Origin of the sequence: Nostoc sp., from assembly GCF_036918245.1 — a bacterium.
In the GTDB taxonomy this organism is placed as follows: domain Bacteria; phylum Cyanobacteriota; class Cyanobacteriia; order Cyanobacteriales; family Nostocaceae; genus Nostoc.
In genome coordinates, this window is record NZ_JBALEF010000044.1 from 119,067 (window position 1) to 142,694 (window position 23,628).

The following is a 23,628-nucleotide window of genomic DNA, read 5'->3' on the forward strand; positions in this document are numbered from 1 at the left end:
TAAAATATACCTTATTTATGGAACCTATATTCATACTTGGCGAAACTGGGTTAAATAATAAATATGCATGTCTACATCATAATAGCTATCAGTTTTGCTATTACTAGCTGGTTACAGTTATATTGATTAATCATGTGATTTTACTTCATCTTTACATTCTGACTGAGAGAGATGCCGCCACATAGAGTATCCAAGTCAAACTATTTGATTCCATTAAGTTAGACTCAGTGAGGCTAGATAAAAGTATATATGTCATGTGTATAAGTGGCCAAATATCAAATGCTGTTTTGCTACTACGCACCCAAGCAAATCCTTGCTGATAACTGCGCCAGAATCCAAAAAAGAAGACTCCTAACCCTAAAAGACCCAAATCCAGGCAAAGAGCCAGATAACCATTGTGGGGGTGGTTTGGCGTCCATGCAGCTGCAAGCCAAATATCGGCAGATTCGCCATTCCATCCTTGCCAGAATCCACCATAACCGTAACCAAGCCAAGGATGTTTCCAAATCTTATCAATTACTAATGGCCACAACTCTGTTCGACCCGTCAGTGTCGCATCTTTACCAATTGCACTGAACAGGACATTCGCGTCACTAGACAACCAAAAATATAAACTTTGGCTGATAGTCGCCATCATTATTAGGGTTGGTACCATGAACTGGTAAGACCAACGCCAAATTTGAAAAGCAAAAAATGCCAATATTATCATTAATAGGTTAACTAAAGATGAACCGGAAGCAGAAAGCCGTAAGAGTAGTATTGACAAGCTAAACCCTGCCCAGAAAAGCCAACTACGTCTTTGAGTTTGATAACCAAGGATAAAAAAAGTCATACTACTCGTTACCATTCTTGCTCCCAGACCGTTTTTGTGTGTGAATACTCCACGCCACTTTGAGCCATCCAAATCGCTCTGTATTCCGTATTTAGGCAAAGCTATGGCAAAAACAAAACTGAGTATTATAATAATTGCAAAGTTCCAAGCAAGTAAATGTAACTGCTGTTTTAAGCTATATCGCGAAGCAAAATATAGTCCAAATAAACTGGAATTAATGAGGGAAAAACTATTTTTTAATGTTGTTGATGCTTCAAAAGACCAAATAATAGAAACAGCTGACAATAAAATTAAAGAATAAAGCCAAAAGTCTTTCCTAAGGAAATAAAGAGTTTTCTTCCAACGCAAAACTAGTAGTACTAAGGTAACTAGGTAGATTAAAAAATAAATAATCCGAATCAAAGAGCTATCATATTCTACTAACTCACTCTGTCCTGCTCCTCCTGACAGTACAACAACAAAAATTGCCCCTGAATACATCAGCAAGCTCACAATTGTGAATACCTGTTCAGAAAAAATTAGTATTTTTCTCATAATATAATAAATTAACTAATATTTATTTTGCAGATTCATTTTTTCATAATAAATTTGAGCTGTTTGAGCAGCAATATTTGACCAATTTAAATCTTCCTGACAACGAGCTAATGCCGCAGTTTGCATACGTTGTTGCAAGTCGCGATCGCTTAATAAATAAATAATGGCATCAGCTAAAGATTGGACATCACAAGGTGGAACTAATAACCCATCTTTTTTATGCTGAATTATCTCACTTAATCCCCCTACTTCAGAGGCTACAACCAGTGTTCCCATCCCATAAGATAAGGCAGCCACACCACTTTGAGAGGCTTCTATGTATGGTAGAACTGTTACTGTACTGCGTTGAAATAAATTACTTACTTCTTCAAGGGGGATAAAGTCATTGATAATTTCGTAGCGTTTCTCATCATAACCATTAGGGAAATATTGTTTTATGTTTTCTCCCCGTCCAGCGATAATCAACTTGACTTCAGGTATACGTTCAGCAATTAAAGGCATAGCCTGAAGTAAATATTTCAATCCTTTATAGGGCCAGATGCGTCCAAAAAATAGTAATGTATTTGGATCGCGAGTCTGACTATTGTAATTACTCCGACGCTGATACAAACTACCAAGTTCCCCATGTGGTAAAACATTGACTCGCTCTTGAGGTATACGGAATTGTTCAATTAGAATCTTTTTTAATTGATCAGTATGAACAATCAATTGTTGGGAACGGTAGAAGGCAATACGCCTGGTATACTCTGAACCGAATACAGACATGCTATCCCCTGGGTGACGGAATATATCATGGATAGTTGTCACCAGTGGTGGCATTTTGTTGAGTAACAGTGTCCAATCATACCAAGGATCGTTAGTTTCTTGCACATGGAAAATATCTGGCTTTATGTCTTTGATAATATGCATCATCGCGTACATAGACAATAGGTTGCGCGGATCGCGAATCCGCGGTTTTTTAAAGCTAATCACACGGATACTGGGATCAAGAACATTGCTACAGACATCTGAGATTTTTTCCGGGTGAATGAGCGTTAAATCAACATATTTAACCAAACTGTTTGCTAATTCAATAGTGTAGTCTTCAAAGCAAAAATGTAATAAAGCAACTTTAATCATAATTAAAATTATACTCTAGCTCAATTTTGATGAGTTAATGGTAAAAATCTATCTTCAACAATTACTACTATTTTAAAAATTTTAGCCATAAAAAACGAAACCCGCCAAACGCACGAATACCTAAATAAATCACAAGTAAAGAATAGGCACAAGTTGCAATGAGTAAAGTGAATAGAAAGTCTAAGTTAAGTTTTTGTAATAATATTAATATAGGTAGCATTAAAATAGTTATTATTAATGGACGGCGCAATATTCGCCATAAATTTAATGAAAATAAGCGAGTATAGGTGAAATAAATATACTGGATAAAACCAAAAATACTCATTAATAATGCTATTAAAGCTGCACCTAGTAACTGATAGTGCGAAACTAATACCACACCTCCCAAGCTCCCTAATGTAGTGGTAATAACTACTTCACGTAGGTTCACTATCTCGAAACCATTGGCTACAAGTAAATAACTCAGTGAGCGTGTAAATGGCAAGAAAAGGAGTGATGCAGCGGCTAAATTAAGGGCTATATTTGCTTCAGCAAAGCTAGTATTATAGATAAAAACTAATAAATCTTTGCCAAACAATGAGATTCCAAGGTATAAGGGCAATGCAATGATTAATAAAATTTCGATAATATTTTCAGCTATCTGCCTCTGCTTGTCCCGTCCTTGCTCTACTGCCTTTGAAAATCTTGGAAATATTGCTAAAGTTATACTATTAGCAATAATCAAAAAGGGTTGTAGTAATTGTGTGATTCCGCCAAATAGACCTACTAAAAGTTCATTTCCTAATAATGAAAGAATCAATATTTGAATTCTGCCACTAACTACAGCCATTGCTTCGATAGCAAAAAATGTCCGCGCCTCTTTAATTGTATTAAAGACAAAACTTCTATCAATCTGCCATTGTATTTTTACTAAAGGGACAAGAAAAATCCATTCAATTATCAGAATTAGTGTTTCTGAAAAAAATAGGATCGCCCCCAAATATTCAATTCCATATTTTAGTTGCATCGCCCAAATCATTATTATTAGGCGTAGGATATAGATCGGCACTGTAGCGATCGCTATCAGATGCATCTTTTCTTTAGCTTGAAAAATCGCCTCTGTGATATTAGAAAGCGCAAAAGGAACGATCGTTAAGCCCATTATGTAACAAACAGTCGAGGTCTTGGAACTATAGGGAAGCAAAAACACTACAATTACCAATGCCGCATAACTAAAGAAACTAAATATTAACTGTAGCCACGTACCACTCATTAGATAGACTGGTGTTTTTTGTGGCTCACGAGCTAGTTCTCTAGTAAATAATGTCTTTAGCCCTTGTGAGGCAATGCCCACAAAGATAAAATAGTAGCTATATGCGAGTAGATACTGCCCTAGAGCCTCAGCTCCTAAAGTACGAGCAATAGAAGCGGTTAATACAAATGCTGTAATGCTTTGTGCTAACCGATTGAGTATCATTGAAAGGGAATTACTTATGAATTTGTACTTTTCTACCATTCTTGTAATTCTTAATTCAGCTTAATTCGTTCATTTGGAGTCACCATGATTTTTTCGGATAGATCCTTATAAATAAAAGAAGTTTTTTAAAGGATGTTTTAAAAGCCCCGAAAGGTAGAATTTTGCAGTTCTGTACTGGGTTAAGTGCAACGCAAAATTAAGGTTTCGCCATATACTGAGATATTTTGCTGTCCTAAACTATGAGAGCAAAAGACTTTTTTAAAACATCCTCTTAGATCCCTCTCAAACAGGTAACTAATCAGCAAGGTAGAAAAATCTAAATTTAATCCGCTATCAACTAAACTGTAGACTGCACTACAATACTTTTATCGATACGTAACTTAGATTCTGTAATCATGAACCCGTACGGCTATGATTTTCTTTTTTAATAAGCACCATCTTTTTTCAAAACCACCATAACTGTTTTAAGGAGAATTTCAAAGTCTAAAGCAAGTGACCAATTTTCGATGTAGCTCATATCCAGATGAATCACTTGTTCAAAATCTAAAATATCAGATCGACCTGATACTTGCCAAAGACCTGTAATACCAGGCAAAACTTCATGTCGAATAAAATGATGTTCAGAAAACTTATCAACGTCTCTAGTAGGTAAAGGCCGAGGACCTACTATACTCATTTCTCCAAGGATAACATTAAAAAGTTGGGGCAATTCATCTAAGCTGTAACGACGGAGAAACTTTCCAACACGGGTAATACGAGGATCGTCTTTTATTTTAAAGATAATTCCATCTTTTGTTTCATTTAAAGCTTCTAATTCATTCTGTAGTGTTTCTGCATCAGACCTCATAGTTCTGAATTTCCATACTTTAAACTGTTGTCCATGTAAACCTATACGAGTTTGCCTGTAAAATACTGTCCCAGAAGAGTCAAGTTTTATAGCTATAGCTATAGCTATATAAATCGGGAATGATAACATTACAAATAAAGTTGCCAAACAAAAATCACAAATACGCTTTATCCAAAAATCTTTACCTGTAATTATAGGGCAATCCAAACTCAGACAAGGCATTCCCCCTATCTTATTAAATTCTACGTTTCTATAAATTGGTTTTAATTCCATTGGTAAAATATGTACTTGAATCCCAGATGCTTGAAATAACCAGCACAAAAACATTCTATTTTTTAAAGCATCCCAAGATATAAAAACTTCTGTTACACCTAATTCATTAAGTTGACTCAATGTTTGTTGGCGTTTATATCTGTCTAATGAGTTAGCATTTGCCGTTCCAGAGACAATATAATGCTTTTCTTTTTTTATAAAGCTAGCAATCTGTTCGCGATCTTGAGGGTCGCAAATAATGAATACAGAAGAACGAACGATTTTTTTCTGCTTACGCAAATATTCAAGAGTAACATTTACAGCATATCTACCAGTGCAAATAAATAATATACTTAGCAACCAAGATAATAATATCAATCTTGGGCTTGTGATATCAACAACTGGCTTATACAAAGAACAAACAAGGAGTATTAATCCATGAGCAAAAGTTAACGATTTGATAATATTCCAATAGTCATAGCGTTTTTGACCTTCTCGATAAATACCTTGGAGAGCTAGCGATCCGATTTGAATTCCAATAGTTATTAAAATCGGGAAATATTGACTCGGTACATACCAAGAAAGATGTTCAGAAGAAGATTGATATCCAGCAAAAATCCAAGCTAAGGACAACAAAGTATAATCTACTAAAAACAATGTTGTTAATCTTAACCACCATGAACCCTTACGTACTCTGACAAATGCAGATGCACGTAAATCTAAAGATACTTCACTCAATTTATTTGTTGCAATGCTTTGATTACTCATAGTTTAGTAATGCCTGATATCGTTAAAAAATTTATGAAAACCTACTATATAATCGGGACATCTTAACTCACACTCACGTTTTTATTTCAAAGAAAATTGGTCTTTCTAGTCTACTATTGAACTTTTTTTCAGAGTAACTTATAAGTTCTTTATTAAAAGCATATTCCAGAATTTATTTAAGTGTAACTACTACTCTATTACTTAACTTTGTTGACATGATAACATCCATCCTGTTTCCTACGGAAATTTCTAGCTTTGATGCTAAAGCAAAGGGGATAAGGATTTGTTGGTAAATAACTTAGTATGTTTGAATAACATTCCTGACATTAACAATCAACTTGGTCAGGTAAACAATATTAGTATTTTTAATGTACGTGTACAAAATAATTGGACTGTATTAGCATAATTAACCCTCTTTTGCCAATTTTACCAGAGAAGAATCTCTAGTTTTTAGGAACTTTAGCAATAAGGCTATTTAAATAAACAAATTATAGATAGTTATCGCATAACCCATGATTTTGCTTAAAATTCAGGATAGACATAATGTACTATTCTCCCCAGAGTAACAAAATAGGGATCGCAGAGGTACGCTTTATAACAGAGATATAGTTACATCTCTTTATAAATTACTTTAGCATGTTTGCTTATACTATTTTAGTTTTGATTAAAAGCTTCTTTGTTTCTTTACGCATAATTACTTATTAACAAAACTTACACAATTAACGTATAACAAAATGCATCAAAAATTTGATTTTCGTTACAAAAACTTACACAAACCCATATTGTGATTTAACTTGGATCAGTTTCATGGGTACATTTAAAAGAATTAGTAACAAATTAATGATAATTATTATTAACAAGCAAAGTTAAGCTCGATAATGTATGTCTAATATCTGTAAGTCTTGCAGTATCTTCATTCTAAACATTTTTACCTCCGGAGAGAGTCAATTTTTTGATATGTTTTTGATAAAAATTTTTTGTGTCCTAGATTTGGATTTTAGACCGCTCTAATTCTTGTCTATTAAAAATTGAGGGTTTAGGCACGGTCATATCACCCTCAAAAAATCAACATCTGACTTGCTGCGAGTCATTATTTATAGCCAAAAACCTTGAATAAGTTTTCGCTCTAAGAAAAAGCAGGGGTTTTAATATATTTTATATCACATTTTTTGGAATGTTAATCCTATGTACAAGACTTTCACTTTATGTATGCTTTATATAGTGGGATGAAACCGTGTTGATAATGGTTTCACTGAGTCGGCATAACGGTCTTTCGTCAATCTTGGTGGAAATTAATGATTTTTTGTCATCTCAGTTAACGAAAAATCAACCCTTCAACCTAAACTCATGGAAGAACAATAAGTAGAAAAGGATAAATAAAGATAAATGACGCTAAAACCCTCTTTTTTTCTGCTTTTTGCCTTTTTGAACTTTTGAGACTTGGGCCGGAGTGCCCCAACGCCGGAAGTTAACCATTAAACTTCTCTTTGCCCCTTCTTGATTTTAATGACAATTTTTTAAACTGAGTTGAGCTTACTTAAGTCTTTTAGCAAATCCGTTCGTAGCTTTACAGTATTTTTACATATCAATAAACACAATGAAGATTCTGTAATGATGATTTTCCCATTAGGCAAACTTTCGTCAAAAAGGATAGAGTATTTTTAGATATTGTATATTCAATTATACACTCTCAAAAAAAATTGTTTTTTAATGAAAGGTAAAGTAAGCAAATTATAATTGTTGCCTACATTTTTCATCTTTAGTTAACAGTTAAGACAAAATTGAGTACAAATGGGTAAATAGATTATTATACGGATAATCAATCGATTGCCTAAGCGTATAAAAAGATATTTTATATGTAGAAATATTATATAATAATTAGCCTGGATACTAGGAGCAGAAGCCACAACATTTTAAAATAGTGGCATTTTGCTAATCTTACAGCTAAAGAGGCATTGTTTTTGTATTCCCATACTCATAGCCTCAAGGCGTTAATTTGTAGCCTCACATAGGATTTGTATAAACATATATTACAATTAATAATTTAAAAAATTGGATTTCCTGATGGAGCCGATAAGTAAAAAATGCAGATAAATAGCCAAACTTCAGAATATAAGAAAAATATTCCGTTAGATACCTTAACTCCCATCATAGGCACTCAAGTTTTACAGGAATGGAATGACACTCAAGTAGTTCATCATCAGGATCTGTGCATTCATCAAATGTTTGAGATGCAAGTAGAGCGATCGCCCCAAGCAATTGCGGTAGTATATGAAAATACAGAACTTACTTATCAGCAGTTAAACCAACGGGGGAATCAACTAGCACACCACCTACGTACTTTAGGCGTTGGGCCAGAAGTTCTCGTGGGCATTTGCCTGGAGCGCTCCTTAGAGATGATTGTAGGATTGTTAGGAATTATAAAAGCTGGAGGCGCTTATGTGCCTTTAGATCCAGCATATCCTTCAGAACGCTTGGCCTTCATTTTGGAAGACACTCAGACACCAGTATTATTAACCCAAGAAAAATTGGTCAAGAACCTACCACCGCATCAGGCGCAAGTGGTTTGTCTGGATTCAAACTGGCAAGGGAATATTCAAAACATTCAAGAAAATCCTGTAAATGAGACGACAGCTGATAATCTCATCTACGTAATCTATACATCTGGCTCTACAGGACAACCCAAGGGTGTAACGATTCCTCACCGTGGTATCTGCAATCAACTCCACTGGAAACAAACAACTTTTGGATTAACTCAAGCAGACAAAGTTCTACTGACTATTTCTTTTAGCTTCGACCCCTCAGTATGGCAGATATTTTGGCCATTGTGCTTTGGGGGGCAATTGTTCATAGCTCGCCCTGGTGGACATCAGGACACAGCCTACCTTGTGAAAGTGATTACTGAGCAGAAAATCACAGTTCTGGCTTTAGTACCTTCTACCCTGCGTGTCTTATTGGAAGAGAGGGAAATTGAGAATTGGCGATTCATCAAACACATTACCTGCGGTGGTGAAGCTTTATCTGGCGAACTTATAGAACGCTTCTTTGCCAAACTGAATTTGGACAATGTTTTACATAATTGTTATGGGCCGACAGAAGCTTCCATTGATACCACTTTCTGGACTTGCCAGCGCGGTACTAATTATGCTATGGCTCCCATTGGTCGTCCGATTACCAATGCAGAGATTCACATCCTCGATGAAAATTTGCAGCCAGTGCCTATTGGTGAATCAGGTGAACTGCACATTGGCGGTATTGGTCTAGCGCGAGGCTATCTTAACCGTCCAGAATTGACCACAGAGAAGTTTATTTTCAACCCTTTTAGCTCTGAACCTGGGGCACGCCTTTACAAAACTGGGGACTTGGCACGTTATTTGAGCGATGGTAATATCGAGTTCCTTGGTCGGATTGACCACCAAGTTAAAATACGTGGCTTCCGAATTGAATTAGGAGAAATTGAAGCCATATTAGCTCAACATCCGGCACTGAAACAGACTTTAGTCATAGCCAGAGAGGATGTTCCTGGGGACAAGCGACTCGTGGCATATATTGTTGCCAGTCCAGAGCAAATTCCTAGTCAGGCTGAATTGCGTCGCTTTTTGGAAACTCGGTTGCCTGAATACATGGTGCCTGGTTTCTTTGTATTTTTGGACACTCTACCATTAAATCCCAATGGTAAAATAGACCGCCGCGCCTTACCTGCACCAGATACATCTGATATTAGGCTGTCAACTAACTTTGTTCCACCTCAGAATTCGACAGAAGAAGTCTTGGCTGGCATTTGGACGAAAGTTTTGCATCTGGAACAAGCAGGCATCCACGACAATTTTTTTGAATTGGGAGGTCATTCACTGCTGGCCACTCAAGTGATGTCTAGAGTTCGCCAAGCTTTTCAAATAGAAATACCGTTGCAACTATTATTTGAGAATCCCACGATCGCTACTTTAGCTCAAGCGATTGCCCAAAACCAAACTCCAGAAAATGATCCCCAAAATCAGACTATTCCCCAAATAGCGAACCGGCAATCAGCCCCTCTATCCTTTGCCCAGCAGCGAGTCTGGTTTTTGGAGCAGTTGGAACCCAACAGCCGAGCGTATATTGTCTCCAATGCACAGCGCTTAACGGGTAAGTTAAACCTGGGTATATTGCAACAGTCACTAGATGCGATCGTTATCCATCATGAGGCATTACGAACTAACTTTATGACATCACTTGATGGTAGCCCCATACAAGTAATTAGCACGCCTCGGCCAGTGGAACTTAAAATCATTAAGGTAACAAAAGATCAAGTAGAATTTTTCCTCAATCAAGAGGTGCAATGCCCCTTCAACTTAGAATCTGACTTGATGTTGCGAGCTACTTTGCTGCAAGTAGACGAACAGGAGCATATACTCTTGTTAATGATGCACCACATAGCCTCAGATGGCTGGTCAATCGGTATTCTCTGGCAGCAGTTAATAGCGCTTTATGAAGCTTTTTTAAACAATAAGCCTTCCCCCTTGGCAAAATTGCCCATTCAGTATGCGGATTTTGCTGTGTGGCAGCACCAATGGCTATCAGGTGATGTACTTTCCAGCCAAATAAACTATTGGAAAACCCAATTAGCAGGTGCTAATACTGTACTGGAATTGCCTACCGACCGACCACGGCCACCAGTGCAAACTTACCAAGGAGCAGCCCAATCTCTGATGCTACCACATACTTTGAGTGCATCACTCACAGAACTCTCGCATCAGGAGGGTGTGACTCTATTCATGACATTGCTGGCAGCTTTTGGGACAATACTGCACCGCTACACTGGCCAAGAAGACATTCTTATCGGTTCTCCCATTGCCGGACGTAACCGTTCTGAGATTGAAGAGTTAATTGGATTTTTTATTAACACCGTTGTTTTACGGACTGATTTTGCCGAGAACCCCAGTTTTCGTTCAGTGCTAAATCGAGTCCGCCAGATGGCATTAGCTGCTTATGCCCATCAAGATATGCCCTTCGAGAAACTGGTAGAAGAACTGCAACCAGAGCGAGATACCAGTCGCAACCCACTGTTTCAAGTGTGGTTTAATATGCTCAACTTAAGGGACATCCAACTGGAACTACCTGGAGTGGCTATAGAACCAGTCTCGATCCTAGAAACAGCTTCTAAGTTCGACTTAACCCTTTACGTTACAGAACAAAACCAAGGAATCCAACTTGATTTAGTTTACAACACCGATCTGTTTACTTCAGAGCGAATGATGGAAATGCTTCGTCAATTCCATCACTTGCTGAATCAAATTGTTGCTGCTCCAGAGAGGCAGATTAGTTTATATTCCCTGGTGACACCAGAAGCACGACCTTTGCTGCCGGAGCCAAGGGCGGTTTTGCCAGAACCACGGTATGAGTTGACGACAACAATGTTTACCTCTTGGGTAAATCGTACCCCAGAACATTCATCACTTCGTCAAGGAATTCGTACTTGGAATTATGGGGAATTGGGCAAAATCGCTCAAACCTTAGCACAGGTTATGTTATCTCACGGAGTAGAGCGGGGAGATGTCGTAGCCGTGTTTGGGACACGCAGCTTTGGGCTAATTGCCAGTATGCTTGGCGTACTCTTGAGTGGTGGTGTGCTACTCACCCTCGATCCAAAACTTCCTAGCCAACGCCAGCGGCTGATGTTACAGGAAGCTAAAGCTAAATACATATTATATATTGATGGTCAGCATCCAGAAGACGAAAATATAGGGGAGTCTTTAACTAGCATCTGTGTCAACCCAGACACAGGAGAAGCTATAAATTCCCAAAAGAGCATTGAAGCAGTAAATCTACCTGAAATTGCTGCCGATGATGCAGCTTATATTTTCTTTACTTCCGGCACTACTGGTGTACCGAAAGGGGTGTTGGGATGTCATAAAGGGTTGGCGCATTTTCTGAACTGGCAGCGACAGACCTTTGAAATTAATCAGCAAGACTGCGTTGCCCAATTAACTGGTCTTTCTTTTGATGTCGTCCTTAGAGATATTTTCTTACCTTTGACTAGTGGTGCAACCCTCTGTTTGCCGGAAGAAGAGGATAACCTAGAACCGACTAGAATTCTACGTTATTTGGAAAATGAGCAAATTTCTGTACTTCATACAGTTCCTTCCCTGGCGCAATTATGGTTAGCAGATGTGCCGTCAGGAGTCTCTTTACGTAACTTACGTTGGTTATTCTTGGCTGGAGAACCTCTGAAAGAAACCCTTGTACTTCGCTGGCGGGATGCTTTTCCCGAATCAGGTGAAATTATTAATCTCTACGGCCCGACAGAGACAACCTTGGCGAAATGTTATTACCGAGTACCTGTTGAGTGTAGCCCTGGTGTACAGCCAGTTGGATTGCCGCTGCCTCAAACCCAAGCACTGGTTTTCACACCAAATCACCAACCGTGCGGTATTGGTGAACCGGGCGAGATTGTAATCCGAACTCCATTCCGTAGTTTGGGCTACATCAATGCCCAGCAAGAAAACCGTTCTCGGTTTGTCAAAAACCCTTTTCGGAACGATCGCCAGGATTGGCTTTATTATACAGGCGATCGCGGATGCTATCGTCCAGATGGCTCTCTAGAAATTCTCGGTCGCCGAGATCATCAAATCAAGATTCGGGGGATACGCATTGAACCAGGGGAAATTGAAACGGTGTTAGCCCAACATCCAGATATACTTCAGACTGTAGTAATTGCCCGTGAAGATGTTCCCGGCGATCAACGTTTAGTGGCTTACATTATACCTAACCAAGACTCAGTAATTGCGATTACTGATATCCGGGGCTTCCTCTCGACAAAATTGCCACAGTACATGCTACCTTCGGCTTTTGTCATGCTGGACACCATACCCTTAACCCCCAATGGCAAGGTAGACCGTCGCGCTTTACCAGCACCAGACTTATCGAGGCAAGAACCAGAAGCCAGCTTTGTTGCTCCCCGCAATCAAGTGGAACACCAGTTAACCCAGATTTGGGAACAAATTTTAGGTGTCCAGCCGATTGGTGTTAGGGATAACTTCTTCGAGCTAGGAGGACATTCTATCCTAGCAGTAAAACTGTTTTGGCAAATTGAAAAGACATTTAGTAAAAACCTGCCACTTGCCATTCTTTTCCAGTCAGGGACTGTAGAGGCTCTAGCCAAAATAATCTGCCAAGAAGAAGATTTAACAAAAAACTCGGCTTTAGTGAATACATTAGACCAATCAAAATCTAGCTGGTCATCCGTAGTAGAAATTCAACCCAACGGCTCCAAGCCACCTTTCTTCTGTATTCATGGACTGGGTGGAGAAGTCTTATGTTTCCGTGAATTGGCATTGCATCTGGGGATAGAACAACCATTTTACGGATTACAACTACGGGGACTAGATGGAAAATACCCTCTCCATACCCGCATTGAAGATATGGCAACGCACTACATTCAAGAAATTCAGACCCTTCAACCTCATGGCCCTTATTTTCTCGGAGGTTATTCCTTTGGGGGTACAGTTGCCTTCGAGATGGCTCGGCAACTCCAAGAACAAGGCGAGCAAGTTGGCATTTTAGTTATGCTTGATAGTTGTCGTATAGGTTATAGCTGGCAGGCGCCATTTCTGAAGCGAGTTTTTTTGCATTTAAATAATATTGTTCAACAAGGGCCTAACTACCTTTGGCAAAAGGTTGTGAGATGGAGTTATTGGCGTAAGCAAGAACTGCAAAATACATATAACCGTTACTTGGAAGATGTACTTCATGTACCTGAAACTGACAAGCATTTAAAGGTTATAGATACTAACACTCAAGCCCTTAGTGACTATATTTTTTCACCTTACCTTGGTCGAGCTATTCTTTTGCGGACAGAGGATAAAAATCGGGACGAAGCTATAGGCACAGAATACGATCCTCAATTCGGCTGGGGCGACCTAGTAGTTGGAGGATTAGATATCCATTACATTCCCGGATCTCACCTTGACATACTTAATGAACCCCATGTACAAGTGTTAGCTGAAAAATTGAGAAATTGCTTAACTCAGGCGCAGTCTCAGTCTGCAAAGAATTAATTTGAACTTTTCCGTTAGTTCACCTTCGCACAACTTAGCACTGCTCGGTCGTTTTGCCATTTCTTGGTCTAAACTTGAGAGAATAATAGAAAAATTCTTGCTAGTGGTAACTAGGATGAGATAATTATTCTGTGGAACTGGAATATTAGTAGGTAAAAATCCAATAACCAAAAGACCTGACCGATTTAAGAATGCGATGAATATTGTTAGTGTCACAGATTGAATAGAGGGAATGATTGTCGCACTAAAAGCTGGAATGAGTATCGTTTTTAGATTTTAAGTTGGTAAGCAATCCACAATCCACTGATGCTATATAGAAGATTTGGACGCACAGAATTACAGATGCCAGTGTTTTCCTGCGGTGGCATGAGATATCAGTTCAAATGGGAAGATGTTCCCAATCATGAAATTCCTGCTGATAATCAGGCGAATCTGGAAGCGACTATTAGAAGGGCAGTCGAGGTTGGGATTAATCATATTGAAACTGCCCGTGGTTATGGCACTTCTGAAATGCAATTGGGAAGAATATTGCCCAAGTTTCCCCGCAAAAAGTTGATTGTTCAGACCAAAATCAATCCAAAGGCAGATGCGAAAGAATTCCGGGCGACATTTGAACAATCCTTGAAAAATCTCCAGCTAGATTATGTTGACCTTTTAGGGTTGCACGGCATTAATCATCCTGAGTCGTTAGATGACAGCATCCGTCCTGGTGGCTGTTTGGAAGTAGCGCAGCAGTTGCGAGCAGAGGGAAAAGTTAGATTTATTGGCTTTTCTACACATGGCTCAACAGATGTGATTGTGCAGACAATTAATACCAATCTATTTGATTATGTAAACCTGCATTGGTACTACATTAATCAATGGAATTGGGCAGCAATTGAAGCAGCTAAACGCCACGATATGGGTGTGTTTATTATTAGCCCTTCTGATAAAGGAGGTTTGTTGTATAAACCTCCACAAAAATTAGTCAATCTTTGCGCCCCATTGAGTCCAATGGTGTTTAATGATTTGTTTTGTTTGAGTCATCAAGAGGTGCATACACTAAGCTTGGGAGCAGCAAAACCAGAAGATTTTGATGAACACCTGAAGACTTTAGAATTAATAGATCGGGTATCAGAAATTTTGCCACCAATTTTAGCAAGGTTGGAATCAGAAGCGATCGCTACTTTGGGAGAAGATTGGCTAAAATCCTGGGAAACAAATCTACCAACCTTTGACGAAACCCCTGGTGAGGTAAATATTCGGGTGATTTTGTGGCTGCGAAATTTAGCGCTCGCCTACGATTTAGTAGACTACGCTAAAATGCGCTACAACCTGCTTGGCAATGGTGGGCACTGGTTTCCCGGCAACCAAGCCGACCGGCTAGACGAATTAGACTTGCGGCAATGTCTCGCTCGTAATCCCTACGCCGATAAAATCCCCCAACTTCTAGAACAAGCTCATCATTTGTTGGCAGGTGAAGCGGTCAAACGTCTATCTCGCACTTGATAAATTGCATAAATAGGGCATTGGCTATTATGGCGTATGGGAAATAGTAAACAATAATTATTAATGCCCAATGACGCCAGTTGCTTCTCCCAAGGGGAGACGCTACGCGAACAAGTCGGGCATTGCCCGCCCAACGCACTGGCTCCCCAATGCCCAATCCTAATCAGATTATTTTCGTATCTACTGATTTAACTGCCTTCGGTACGACTAGCACCTTATCAACGCGATTACCATCCATATCCATCACTTCAATTCGCATACTTTGCCATTCAAAATGATCTGCTGCGGCAGGAATACGACCTAGATGGGTGATCACAAAACCGCCTAATGTTTGATAACTGCCGCGTTCCTCAGATTCCCACTCTTCCATACCAAAAAGTTCCAAAAACTCTTCTACAGGCAACATCCCATCCAAAAGCCAGGAACCATCTTCGCGTTGTACAGCTTGTGGTTGATCCTGTCCATCCGTTGAAGGAACATCACCCACGATTTCACTCATGATGTCGTTGAGAGTGACTAATCCTTGAATTACGCCGTATTCATCCACTACCAGCGCCATGTGAGTGATAGTTTGCTTGAACAATTCCAAAACTTTCAAGCCACGGGTGCTTTCTGGCACAAATACAGGCTGTCGTAATCCGATAGTCAAGTCTAGTGGTTCCCCTCGGAAACTCCTGGCTAATAAGTCAGTGACAGGGATAACACCCAGCACATTGTCAAGTCCCCCCTGACAAATTGGATACCGAGAATAGGCACTATCAACCATTTTTTGGCGATTTTCTTCGGCAGAGTCGTCCAAGTCTAGCCAGACAATATCGGGACGGGGTGTCATTAAGTAGCTGACAGGGCGATCGCCTAAACGAAAGACTCGCTCTACCATATCCTGTTCAGCTTCCTCAAAGGTTCCCGCCTCAGTGCCTTGCTCAATTAAGATTTTAATTTCTTCTTCGGTGACTTGCGGCTCGGTAGAAGCTGTAATTCCCAGTACTCGCAGGATCAAATCTGTAGAAGCACTTAAGAGATATACCATTGGCGAAGCGATCGCCGATAAGGCACGCATTGGAATAGCTACATTCGATGCAATTCTTTCTGGGTTGTTTAATGCCAGACGCTTTGGTACTAATTCGCCAACAATGAGTGACAAATAGGTAATGATCAAAACCACTATTCCAAAAGATATCGGTTCACTATAAGGTGCTAACAAAGGTACAAGTCGCACATAGGCTGCCAGTCGGTTGGCAATTGTTGCTCCTCCAAAAGCACCAGTTAGGATACCGATCAGGGAAATACCCACTTGAACGGTTGACAGGAAATGATTTGGAGACTCCGCTAATTTCAATGCTGCCATTGCCTTGGCATCTCCTTGATTGGCAAGCTGCTGTAGCCTAACTTTCCGTGCCGAGACAATCGCCATCTCAGACATAGAAAACACGCCATTGGCAATAATTAGCACCAAAATGATTAAAATTTCAAAAGTGATGGAGGACATGTTTAAAATTGCCGCTTATCAGAGCGAACGTAGCTCAATCCCTAGTATCTAGTATTAAAGGTGCTTCGATAAATACTTTGACTATATACAAAGTAGTAGTTATAGTTCTTAAGTTTATTAGTCACTGTGCATTATTTTTCCACTGAAGGAATAAGAAAGCTGTTAACACTTTTAAAATAGTTGACATAAACTGCCTTAAGATTTGCTGACCCACAAAGACTCCCATCGCTAGTAGTACTTATGTCATTTTCTTCTATTGTGCGTGCCTTAGGCCGATCGCCGCTCACCACTGAATTTATTTCTAAGCTGAATCGACAACAAGAATTGCGGTTAAATGGCATTCCCAGGCTGCCCAAGACTCTAGTGGCTTCGGCATTAGCGCAGTCTCAGGGCAAGGATTTGTTTGTGGTTTGCGCCACTCTGGAAGAAGCTGGACGCGTTTACGCACAACTGGAGGCAATGGGATGGCAAACAGTACATTTTTACCCCACCTCCGAGGCTTCTCCCTATGAACCTTTTGACCCGGAAACTGAAATGAGTTGGGGGCAAATGCAGGTATTGGCAGATTTGGGAATGGGGCATGGGGGAGCCACTGCGTTGGGCGGCTCTGCCGACTTGAAGCAAGTGGCGTCATTGGGCATGGGGCATGGGGAAGAAAACCAGATCCCAAATCCCTCGCAATTACCTAAGATGGCAATTGTGGCTACTCAAGGGGCGCTGCAACCTCATTTGGCTCCACCAGAAGCTTTTCAACAATTCTGTCTTACCCTGAAAAAAGGGATGGAATTAGATTTGAATGCCTTCAGTGAGAAAATAACTATTTTGGGATACGAAAGAGTTCCTTTGGTGGAAACAGAAGGGCAATGGAGTCGGCGGGGCGATATTGTTGATGTGTTCCCGGTTTCTTCGGAGTTTCCAGTCAGGTTGGAATGGTTTGGCGATGAAATCGAGCAAATGCGGGAATTTGACCCAGCAACCCAACGTTCCGCCCTCGACAAAGTTGACCAGTTAATTCTTACCCCCACTAGCTTCACTCCCATCGTGATGGCTGCACTGAAGAATAATCCTGAGTTCCGAGTGCTGAGTGCTGAGTTAAATTCTGACTCAGAACTTAGCACTAATAACTCATCTTTGATGGAGGGCAGTCGTCGTTTTTTGGGGTTAGCGTTCGAGCAACCAGCATCTCTGCTAAACTACTTAGCAGAAAACACCCTGATTGCCATTGATGAGCCAGAGCAGTGCCATGCTCATAGCGATCGCTGGGTAGAAAATGCTGAGGAACAGTGGGGAATGGGGCATGGGGAAGAGTCTAACCAATTGCTAATTGCCAATTCCCAATTACCGAAAATTCATCGGTCTTTTGATGAATGTTTGGTTGATGTTGCCAAGTTTAAAACATTATATTTATCGGAACTGTCAGAGGAAAATAGTGGGATCAATCTTGCCAGCCGTCCTGTTCCAACCACGCCACACCAGTTTGCTAAACTAGCTGAAACCATCCGCCAAGAACGCGATCGCAATTTCTCGATCTGGCTGCTTTCTGCTCAACCTTCGCGTTCCGTCTCACTGTTGCAAGAACATGATTGTCCGGCTCAGTTTATCCCCAATCCCCGCGACTACCAAGCAATAGATAAGCTGCAAATCAACCATATTCCCATTGCTCTAAAATATTCTGGTCTTGCGGAACTAGAAGGTTTTATCTTGCCTACATACCGATTGGTAATCGTTACAGATCGGGAATTTTTTGGGCAGCATTCATTGGCGACTCCCGGCTATATCCGCAAGCGCCACAAAGCTACTTCTAAACAAGTTGATCCCAATAAGCTGCGTCCAGGCGATTACGTGGTTCACAGAAATCATGGTGTTGGTAAATTTGTCAAGCTGGAAAGTTTGACGATTAATAACGAGACCCGTGATTATTTAGTGGTGCAGTATGCTGATGGGTTACTTAGAGTCGCAGCCGATCAAGTAGGTGCTTTATCGCGGTTCCGCGCCGCAGGTGATAAAGCACCGGAACTTAATAGGATGACTGGTAAAGCTTGGGAAAATACCAAGAATAAAGTCCGCAAAGCGATTAAAAAATTGGCGGTGGACTTGTTGAGACTTTATGCAGCGCGATCGCAACAACAAGGTTTTAGCTTCCCAGATGATATGCCTTGGCAGGAGGAATTAGAAGATTCTTTCCCCTACCAACCCACAACGGATCAGCTCAAAGCTGTACAAGATGTAAAACGCGACATGGAAAGCGATCGCCCAATGGATCGCTTAGTTTGTGGCGATGTCGGTTTCGGGAAAACGGAAGTGGCGATTCGTGCTATTTTCAAAGCAGTCATCGCCGGTAAACAAGTGGCACTCCTTGCGCCAACGACTATTTTAACACAGCAGCATTACCATACACTCAAAGAACGTTTTGCACCCTACCCCGTAAATGTCGGTTTACTCAACCGTTTTCGTTCCGCTGAAGAACGCCGCGATATTCAAAAGCGATTGGCAACGGGTGAATTAGATGTGGTGATTGGTACGCACCAACTTTTAGGTAAGGGGGTGATATTCCGCGATTTAGGACTGTTGGTGGTGGATGAAGAACAGCGGTTTGGGGTAAACCAGAAAGAGAAAATTAAAAGCCTGAAAACTCAGGTGGACGTGCTTACCCTCTCAGCCACTCCCATTCCCCGGACTTTGTATATGTCCTTGTCGGGAATTCGGGAAATGAGTTTGATTACCACGCCACCCCCAACCAGACGCCCGATTAAAACCCATCTGTCACCGATTAATTCCGAAAGTATCCGCACAGCGATTCGTCAAGAATTAGACAGAGGCGGACAGGTATTTTATGTAGTTCCACGTGTGGACGGAATTGAAGAGACAACAGCCAATTTACGAGAAGTGATACCGGGGGCTAGGTTTGCGATCGCTCACGGTCAAATGGATGAAAGCGAGTTAGAATCAACCATGCTCACCTTCAGTAATGGCGATGCAGATATCCTTGTTTGTACGACAATTATTGAATCTGGCTTAGATATTCCGCGAGTCAACACCATTTTGATTGAAGATGCTCACCGCTTTGGATTGGCACAGCTTTACCAATTACGCGGTCGTGTGGGACGTGCAGGGATACAAGCTCATGCTTGGTTATTTTATCCGAAGCAACGGGCATTATCTGATGCGGCACGGCAACGATTACGAGCAATTCAGGAATTTACTCAGCTAGGTTCTGGGTATCAACTAGCGATGCGTGATATGGAAATCAGAGGCGTGGGTAACTTGCTAGGTGCAGAACAATCTGGTCAAATGGATGCCATCGGTTTTGATTTATACATGGAAATGCTAGAAGAAGCAATTCGGGAAATCAGAGGCCAAGAAATTCCGAAAGTGGAGGATACCCAGATTGACCTCAACCTGACGGCATTTATCCCAGCAGATTACATTACCGATTTGGATCAAAAGATGAGTGCTTATCGGGCGGTGGCCACAGCTAAATCTAAATCAGAATTAAAGCTGATTGCTGCCGAGTGGAGCGATCGCTATGGTACTTTACCAGTGTCGGCAAATCAACTTTTGCGAGTCATGGAACTCAAACAGCTAGCGAAAAAACTCGGATTTAGTCGGATTAAACCAGAAAACAAGCAGCACGTCGTTTTAGAAACGCCGATAGAAGAACCAGGTTGGAATTTGTTGGCGGCAAATTTACCAGAAAATCTCAAGACGCGCTTTGTCTATTCTCCTGGTAAAGTTACAGTGCGTGGGTTAGGAGTTTTTAAAGCAGATCAACAATTGCAGAATTTGATTGATGCTTTCGGGAGAATGCAGGGTGCAATTCCAGAGGCGGCTGTTGTTTGATGATTTGAATCAAACTAAAAGGCTAAAAGAATTATAGTAAACACATTTGAATCTAGAACCCCGGTTTCAGACTTATTTACCGGGGTTCTCCTGTCTCGAATTACCTTTAATATCATGTCCGCTAGATTACTTATTAAACCTGAAGAACCCCACCCCGCCAAAGCTATGCTTTGTCTCCCCTCCCCGCCTGCGGGGAGGGGCTGGGGGTGGGGTGCAATGACTGTGGAAATCATAACTAATTATACGGACATGATATAACACCAAGCCTATTGATTCAAGAATGAAGTAACGTTTGCGATAAACGTTTATACGTTTATTAGAAATGTTTAAACAAAACTTAGAAATGAAGTAACGTTTGCGATAAACGCTTATACATTTGTGATAAATGCTTAAATAAAACTTATGTATGAGCCAACATTTGCAATAAAAGATTATAGATTTGTTATAAATGCTTGAACAAAACTTATGAATGATGCAACTAGGGCAGTTTAGAGAACCTGAAGCAACTAAAAGATCAGTACAAAGTAAATTGCTTGTTTTGGGAGTGACTATTTACAACAGCAATCACATGGTCTCGTTGTTATCAACTCACGACGTTATATTACGGATTATCCGTGTTCAGCATCAAACTACTGCTCTGATTCATCTACTAACTTGCTTGGTTCACCAGGGTAGAAGTCATAGTCCACAATCTCTGGCAAACTGTAGGGACACTCTACCGGAAAAGTACGCTTGGGCAAATCTGTTTCTCCAACAGCTAATTCGACACCTTTAAGGTAGGCTTTGCGAAGTGCTTCTTCAAGGTAGGGCTTTAGGCTAGGATTGTCTTCAAGCAGTTCAGCAATATCTAAGCGTTGAATACGAAGTGTTGCTAACCAGCTACGGCTACGGCGTCCTGACTGGTACTCCCATTTTAGTAAATGTCCAATCAACACACTCAGACAGTTTCGTAATTCCTGACGTTGCTGTTTACCCAAAGATTGAATCTCCTCAATCAGATTTTGCAGATCAATCTGACTCCACTGCTCATTGCGAAGTAAAGTTACTTGTTCCTGTGTCCAAGCATAAAAATCAGTTTCGTAGAGGCTTGGTGAAGGCATTGGTATCTTTGGGTTAGTTTCAGGTATACGCATTAGGTTAGTTCAACCTCAACGTCTTTGCCTTTATTGTAGAACTGTCTCAAACTCTACTATTTCAGCGATCACTATGGTACTTTACCAGTCCCTGCAAATCAACTTTTGCGAGTCATGGAACTTAAACAGCTAGCGAAAAAACTCGGATTTAGCCGGATTAAGCCAAAAAACAAGCAGCACATCGTTTTAGAAACGCCGATGGAGGAACCAGCTTGGAATTTATTGGTGGCAAATTTACCAGAAAAGCTCAAAACGCGCTTTGTGTATTCTCCTGCTAAAGTTACGGTGCGCGGTTTAGGAGTTTTTAAGGCAGATCAACAATTGTAGAATTTGATTGATGCTTTCGGGAGAATACAAGGTGCGATCGCTAAAGTGGCTGTTCTTTGAGTAGTTAAACAATAGTTATTGTTGTGAAGAGCGATCGCGCAATTTCACACCTCCCCTCATTTTCTTTTTTAAAGTAAACTATATTGCTTCTGAAAAACAGAAAGCTATACTTGGTCTTGCTGCTCAAAAAACTTATTACAAGGCTGCCCGCTCAGAACAATTACTGAATCAGAAAATTATGTCAGACAATGTTCATGCATCTCTACAATCCTCAGTAGTTCAAACAAGTCAGTCAAGCAATAGTAGTTCCAAAACTGAAAAGGTTTCCAGTGATTTTGAGGTATTTATTTCCTATCGTACTAGCCCCGATCAAGGTCTTGCAGTTGCTCTTAAAGAACTGATTGAGGGAGCAATAGAACCTCAACCTCACGTTTTTGTTGCTGGGGCAGGTGGTCTACGCCCATCTAACATCGGTTACAAACCCCAAATACAAGCAGCCGCACAGTCTTCACGAGCATTTATTGCTATCATTACTCAGCAATCCAAGGAACGTGAGTGGCTTTTCTTTGAAGCTGGAGCTGCTTGGGGACGCAATCAGTTGTATGCACCCTTACTAGTTGGTACAAGCCCAAGTGAGCTAGCTAGTACTATGGCTGACTATCAAACAGTGCGAGCATCTGATCGAGAAGAAGTTAAGCATCTCTTAATTGCAGTCGCTCAGGCGGTCGGTGGTAATATTAAGACACGTTTAAATCAACGATATCAAGCTTTTTCTAAACAAATTGAAGCTTATCAAAAAATAGAGATTATTGAAGAAAACATAGAAGAGTCTTCATCTCTATTAGAGATTGTTGAAGAAAACATAGAAGAGTCTTCATCTCTATCTCAAGCAATTAAGCTTTTGCAACGTGGAGAAGTAGAGAAAGCTAACACGCTGTTTGATCGACTTGAAGAAACTACATCCACCAACGAAGATAAAGCAAAGATTAGAATTACCAGGTTGCTAAATAGTGATCGGGAAGAACGTAACCCTCTAAAAGAGCTAGAGTCGCTAGCTCTTGAATTACGTAATACTTTCCATTGCCAGTTTTGGCTTGGCTTATTTGAATCTCGTGTTGCCGCTTCCATCTCCTATTATGAAGAATGCTTACATCTAGCTACAGCCAATAATGCTAGTTTCTTTTCTAACCGAGTAACTCTTTATTTAGCTGAGGAGAAATTCAAAATCGGTGAGCAAGAGATAGCACTTGACACCTTACGACAAGCAATGGTAGGTGAAGATAGAGACCTTAGATATGAAGCTGTAGAAACGTGGCAAAATCTTGACCAAAAGCCTCACTTTCTTGAGAAACTAGTTATTTTATTAACTGGTCTAAGCGATAAAGCTGACTCTTCAATTATGCTCAACGCTCTTATACCAATTTAATATGAAGCTACATATAATGGTAAGAAGCCAACTCCTAAGTTTAAATAGTCATGAGCCGCCCGTTTAAGATTGAAATCACGG

General features: G+C 40.4%; 10 protein-coding genes and 1 pseudogene. 5 read left to right on the plus strand and 6 right to left on the minus strand.

The features are described 5' to 3' along the window. Positions 1 to 151: 151 nt before the first annotated feature. The 4 genes from V7L12_RS12320 to V7L12_RS12335 form a co-directional block, all read right to left on the minus strand. Positions 152 to 1,234: an O-antigen ligase family protein gene (locus V7L12_RS12320; protein ID WP_335084514.1), complete on the minus strand. Its 1,083-nt coding sequence runs from the start codon at positions 1,232 to 1,234 to the stop codon at positions 152 to 154. Positions 1,235 to 1,381: 147 nt separating this feature from the next. Next, entirely contained in the window at positions 1,382 to 2,485 is a 1,104-nt protein-coding gene (locus V7L12_RS12325) for a glycosyltransferase family 4 protein (RefSeq protein WP_335084515.1), read from the minus strand. A 67-nt stretch (positions 2,486 to 2,552) separates the two neighbouring features. Beyond that, positions 2,553 to 3,980: an oligosaccharide flippase family protein gene (locus V7L12_RS12330; RefSeq protein ID WP_335084516.1), complete on the minus strand. Its 1,428-nt coding sequence runs from the start codon at positions 3,978 to 3,980 to the stop codon at positions 2,553 to 2,555. A 385-nt stretch (positions 3,981 to 4,365) separates the two neighbouring features. Beyond that, positions 4,366 to 5,808 carry a sugar transferase gene (locus tag V7L12_RS12335; protein ID WP_335084517.1) on the minus strand — a complete coding sequence of 481 codons (1,443 nt, stop codon included), beginning with the start codon at positions 5,806 to 5,808 and terminating at the stop codon, positions 4,366 to 4,368. Positions 5,809 to 7,892: 2,084 nt separating this feature from the next. Here V7L12_RS12335 and V7L12_RS12340 point away from each other — a divergent pair. Continuing rightward, complete coding sequence (locus V7L12_RS12340; RefSeq protein ID WP_335084518.1) at positions 7,893 to 13,844, plus strand: amino acid adenylation domain-containing protein; 5,952 nt, start codon at positions 7,893 to 7,895, stop codon at positions 13,842 to 13,844. A gap of 306 nt (positions 13,845 to 14,150) precedes the next feature. Next, the gene (locus tag V7L12_RS12345; RefSeq protein ID WP_335084519.1) at positions 14,151 to 15,332 is read left to right on the plus strand and encodes an aldo/keto reductase; all 1,182 of its coding nucleotides are present in this window, start codon (positions 14,151 to 14,153) and stop codon (positions 15,330 to 15,332) included. Between the two features lie 163 nt (positions 15,333 to 15,495). On the opposite strand, the gene V7L12_RS12350 is transcribed toward V7L12_RS12345, so the two are convergent. Further along, positions 15,496 to 16,821, minus strand: coding sequence for a hemolysin family protein (locus tag V7L12_RS12350; protein WP_334815969.1), 1,326 nt, complete (start codon positions 16,819 to 16,821; stop codon positions 15,496 to 15,498). Positions 16,822 to 17,061: 240 nt separating this feature from the next. On the opposite strand from V7L12_RS12350, the gene mfd reads away from it, so the two are divergent. Beyond that, positions 17,062 to 20,661: a transcription-repair coupling factor gene (gene mfd / locus V7L12_RS12355; RefSeq protein ID WP_335084520.1), complete on the plus strand. Its 3,600-nt coding sequence runs from the start codon at positions 17,062 to 17,064 to the stop codon at positions 20,659 to 20,661. A 629-nt stretch (positions 20,662 to 21,290) separates the two neighbouring features. Here mfd and V7L12_RS12360 read toward each other — a convergent pair. Further along, entirely contained in the window at positions 21,291 to 21,794 is a 504-nt protein-coding gene (locus V7L12_RS12360; RefSeq protein WP_335084521.1) for a DUF29 domain-containing protein, read from the minus strand. 60 nt (positions 21,795 to 21,854) lie between these two features. On the opposite strand from V7L12_RS12360, the pseudogene V7L12_RS12365 reads away from it, so the two are divergent. Together V7L12_RS12365 and V7L12_RS12370 are read left to right on the plus strand one after the other, a co-directional pair. Further along, a pseudogene (locus tag V7L12_RS12365) lies at positions 21,855 to 22,121 on the plus strand (TRCF domain-containing protein); the annotation flags it as partial. A gap of 238 nt (positions 22,122 to 22,359) precedes the next feature. Beyond that, positions 22,360 to 23,547 carry a hypothetical protein gene (locus V7L12_RS12370; protein ID WP_335084522.1) on the plus strand — a complete coding sequence of 396 codons (1,188 nt, stop codon included), beginning with the start codon at positions 22,360 to 22,362 and terminating at the stop codon, positions 23,545 to 23,547. Positions 23,548 to 23,628: the final 81 nt, after the last annotated feature.

Bases quoted from the DNA above. Each gene is read 5' to 3' on its own strand.
- V7L12_RS12340 (WP_335084518.1), top strand. From the start codon at position 7,893: ATGCAGATAAATAGCCAAACTTCAGAATATAAGAAAAATATTCCGTTA.
- mfd (WP_335084520.1), top strand. From the start codon at position 17,062: ATGTCATTTTCTTCTATTGTGCGTGCCTTAGGCCGATCGCCGCTCACC.
- V7L12_RS12360 (WP_335084521.1), bottom strand. From the start codon at position 21,794: ATGCGTATACCTGAAACTAACCCAAAGATACCAATGCCTTCACCAAGC.
- V7L12_RS12330 (WP_335084516.1), bottom strand. From the start codon at position 3,980: ATGGTAGAAAAGTACAAATTCATAAGTAATTCCCTTTCAATGATACTC.
- V7L12_RS12350 (WP_334815969.1), bottom strand. From the start codon at position 16,821: ATGTCCTCCATCACTTTTGAAATTTTAATCATTTTGGTGCTAATTATT.
- V7L12_RS12335 (WP_335084517.1), bottom strand. From the start codon at position 5,808: ATGAGTAATCAAAGCATTGCAACAAATAAATTGAGTGAAGTATCTTTA.
- V7L12_RS12325 (WP_335084515.1), bottom strand. From the start codon at position 2,485: ATGATTAAAGTTGCTTTATTACATTTTTGCTTTGAAGACTACACTATT.
- V7L12_RS12345 (WP_335084519.1), top strand. From the start codon at position 14,151: ATGCTATATAGAAGATTTGGACGCACAGAATTACAGATGCCAGTGTTT.
- V7L12_RS12370 (WP_335084522.1), top strand. From the start codon at position 22,360: ATGTCAGACAATGTTCATGCATCTCTACAATCCTCAGTAGTTCAAACA.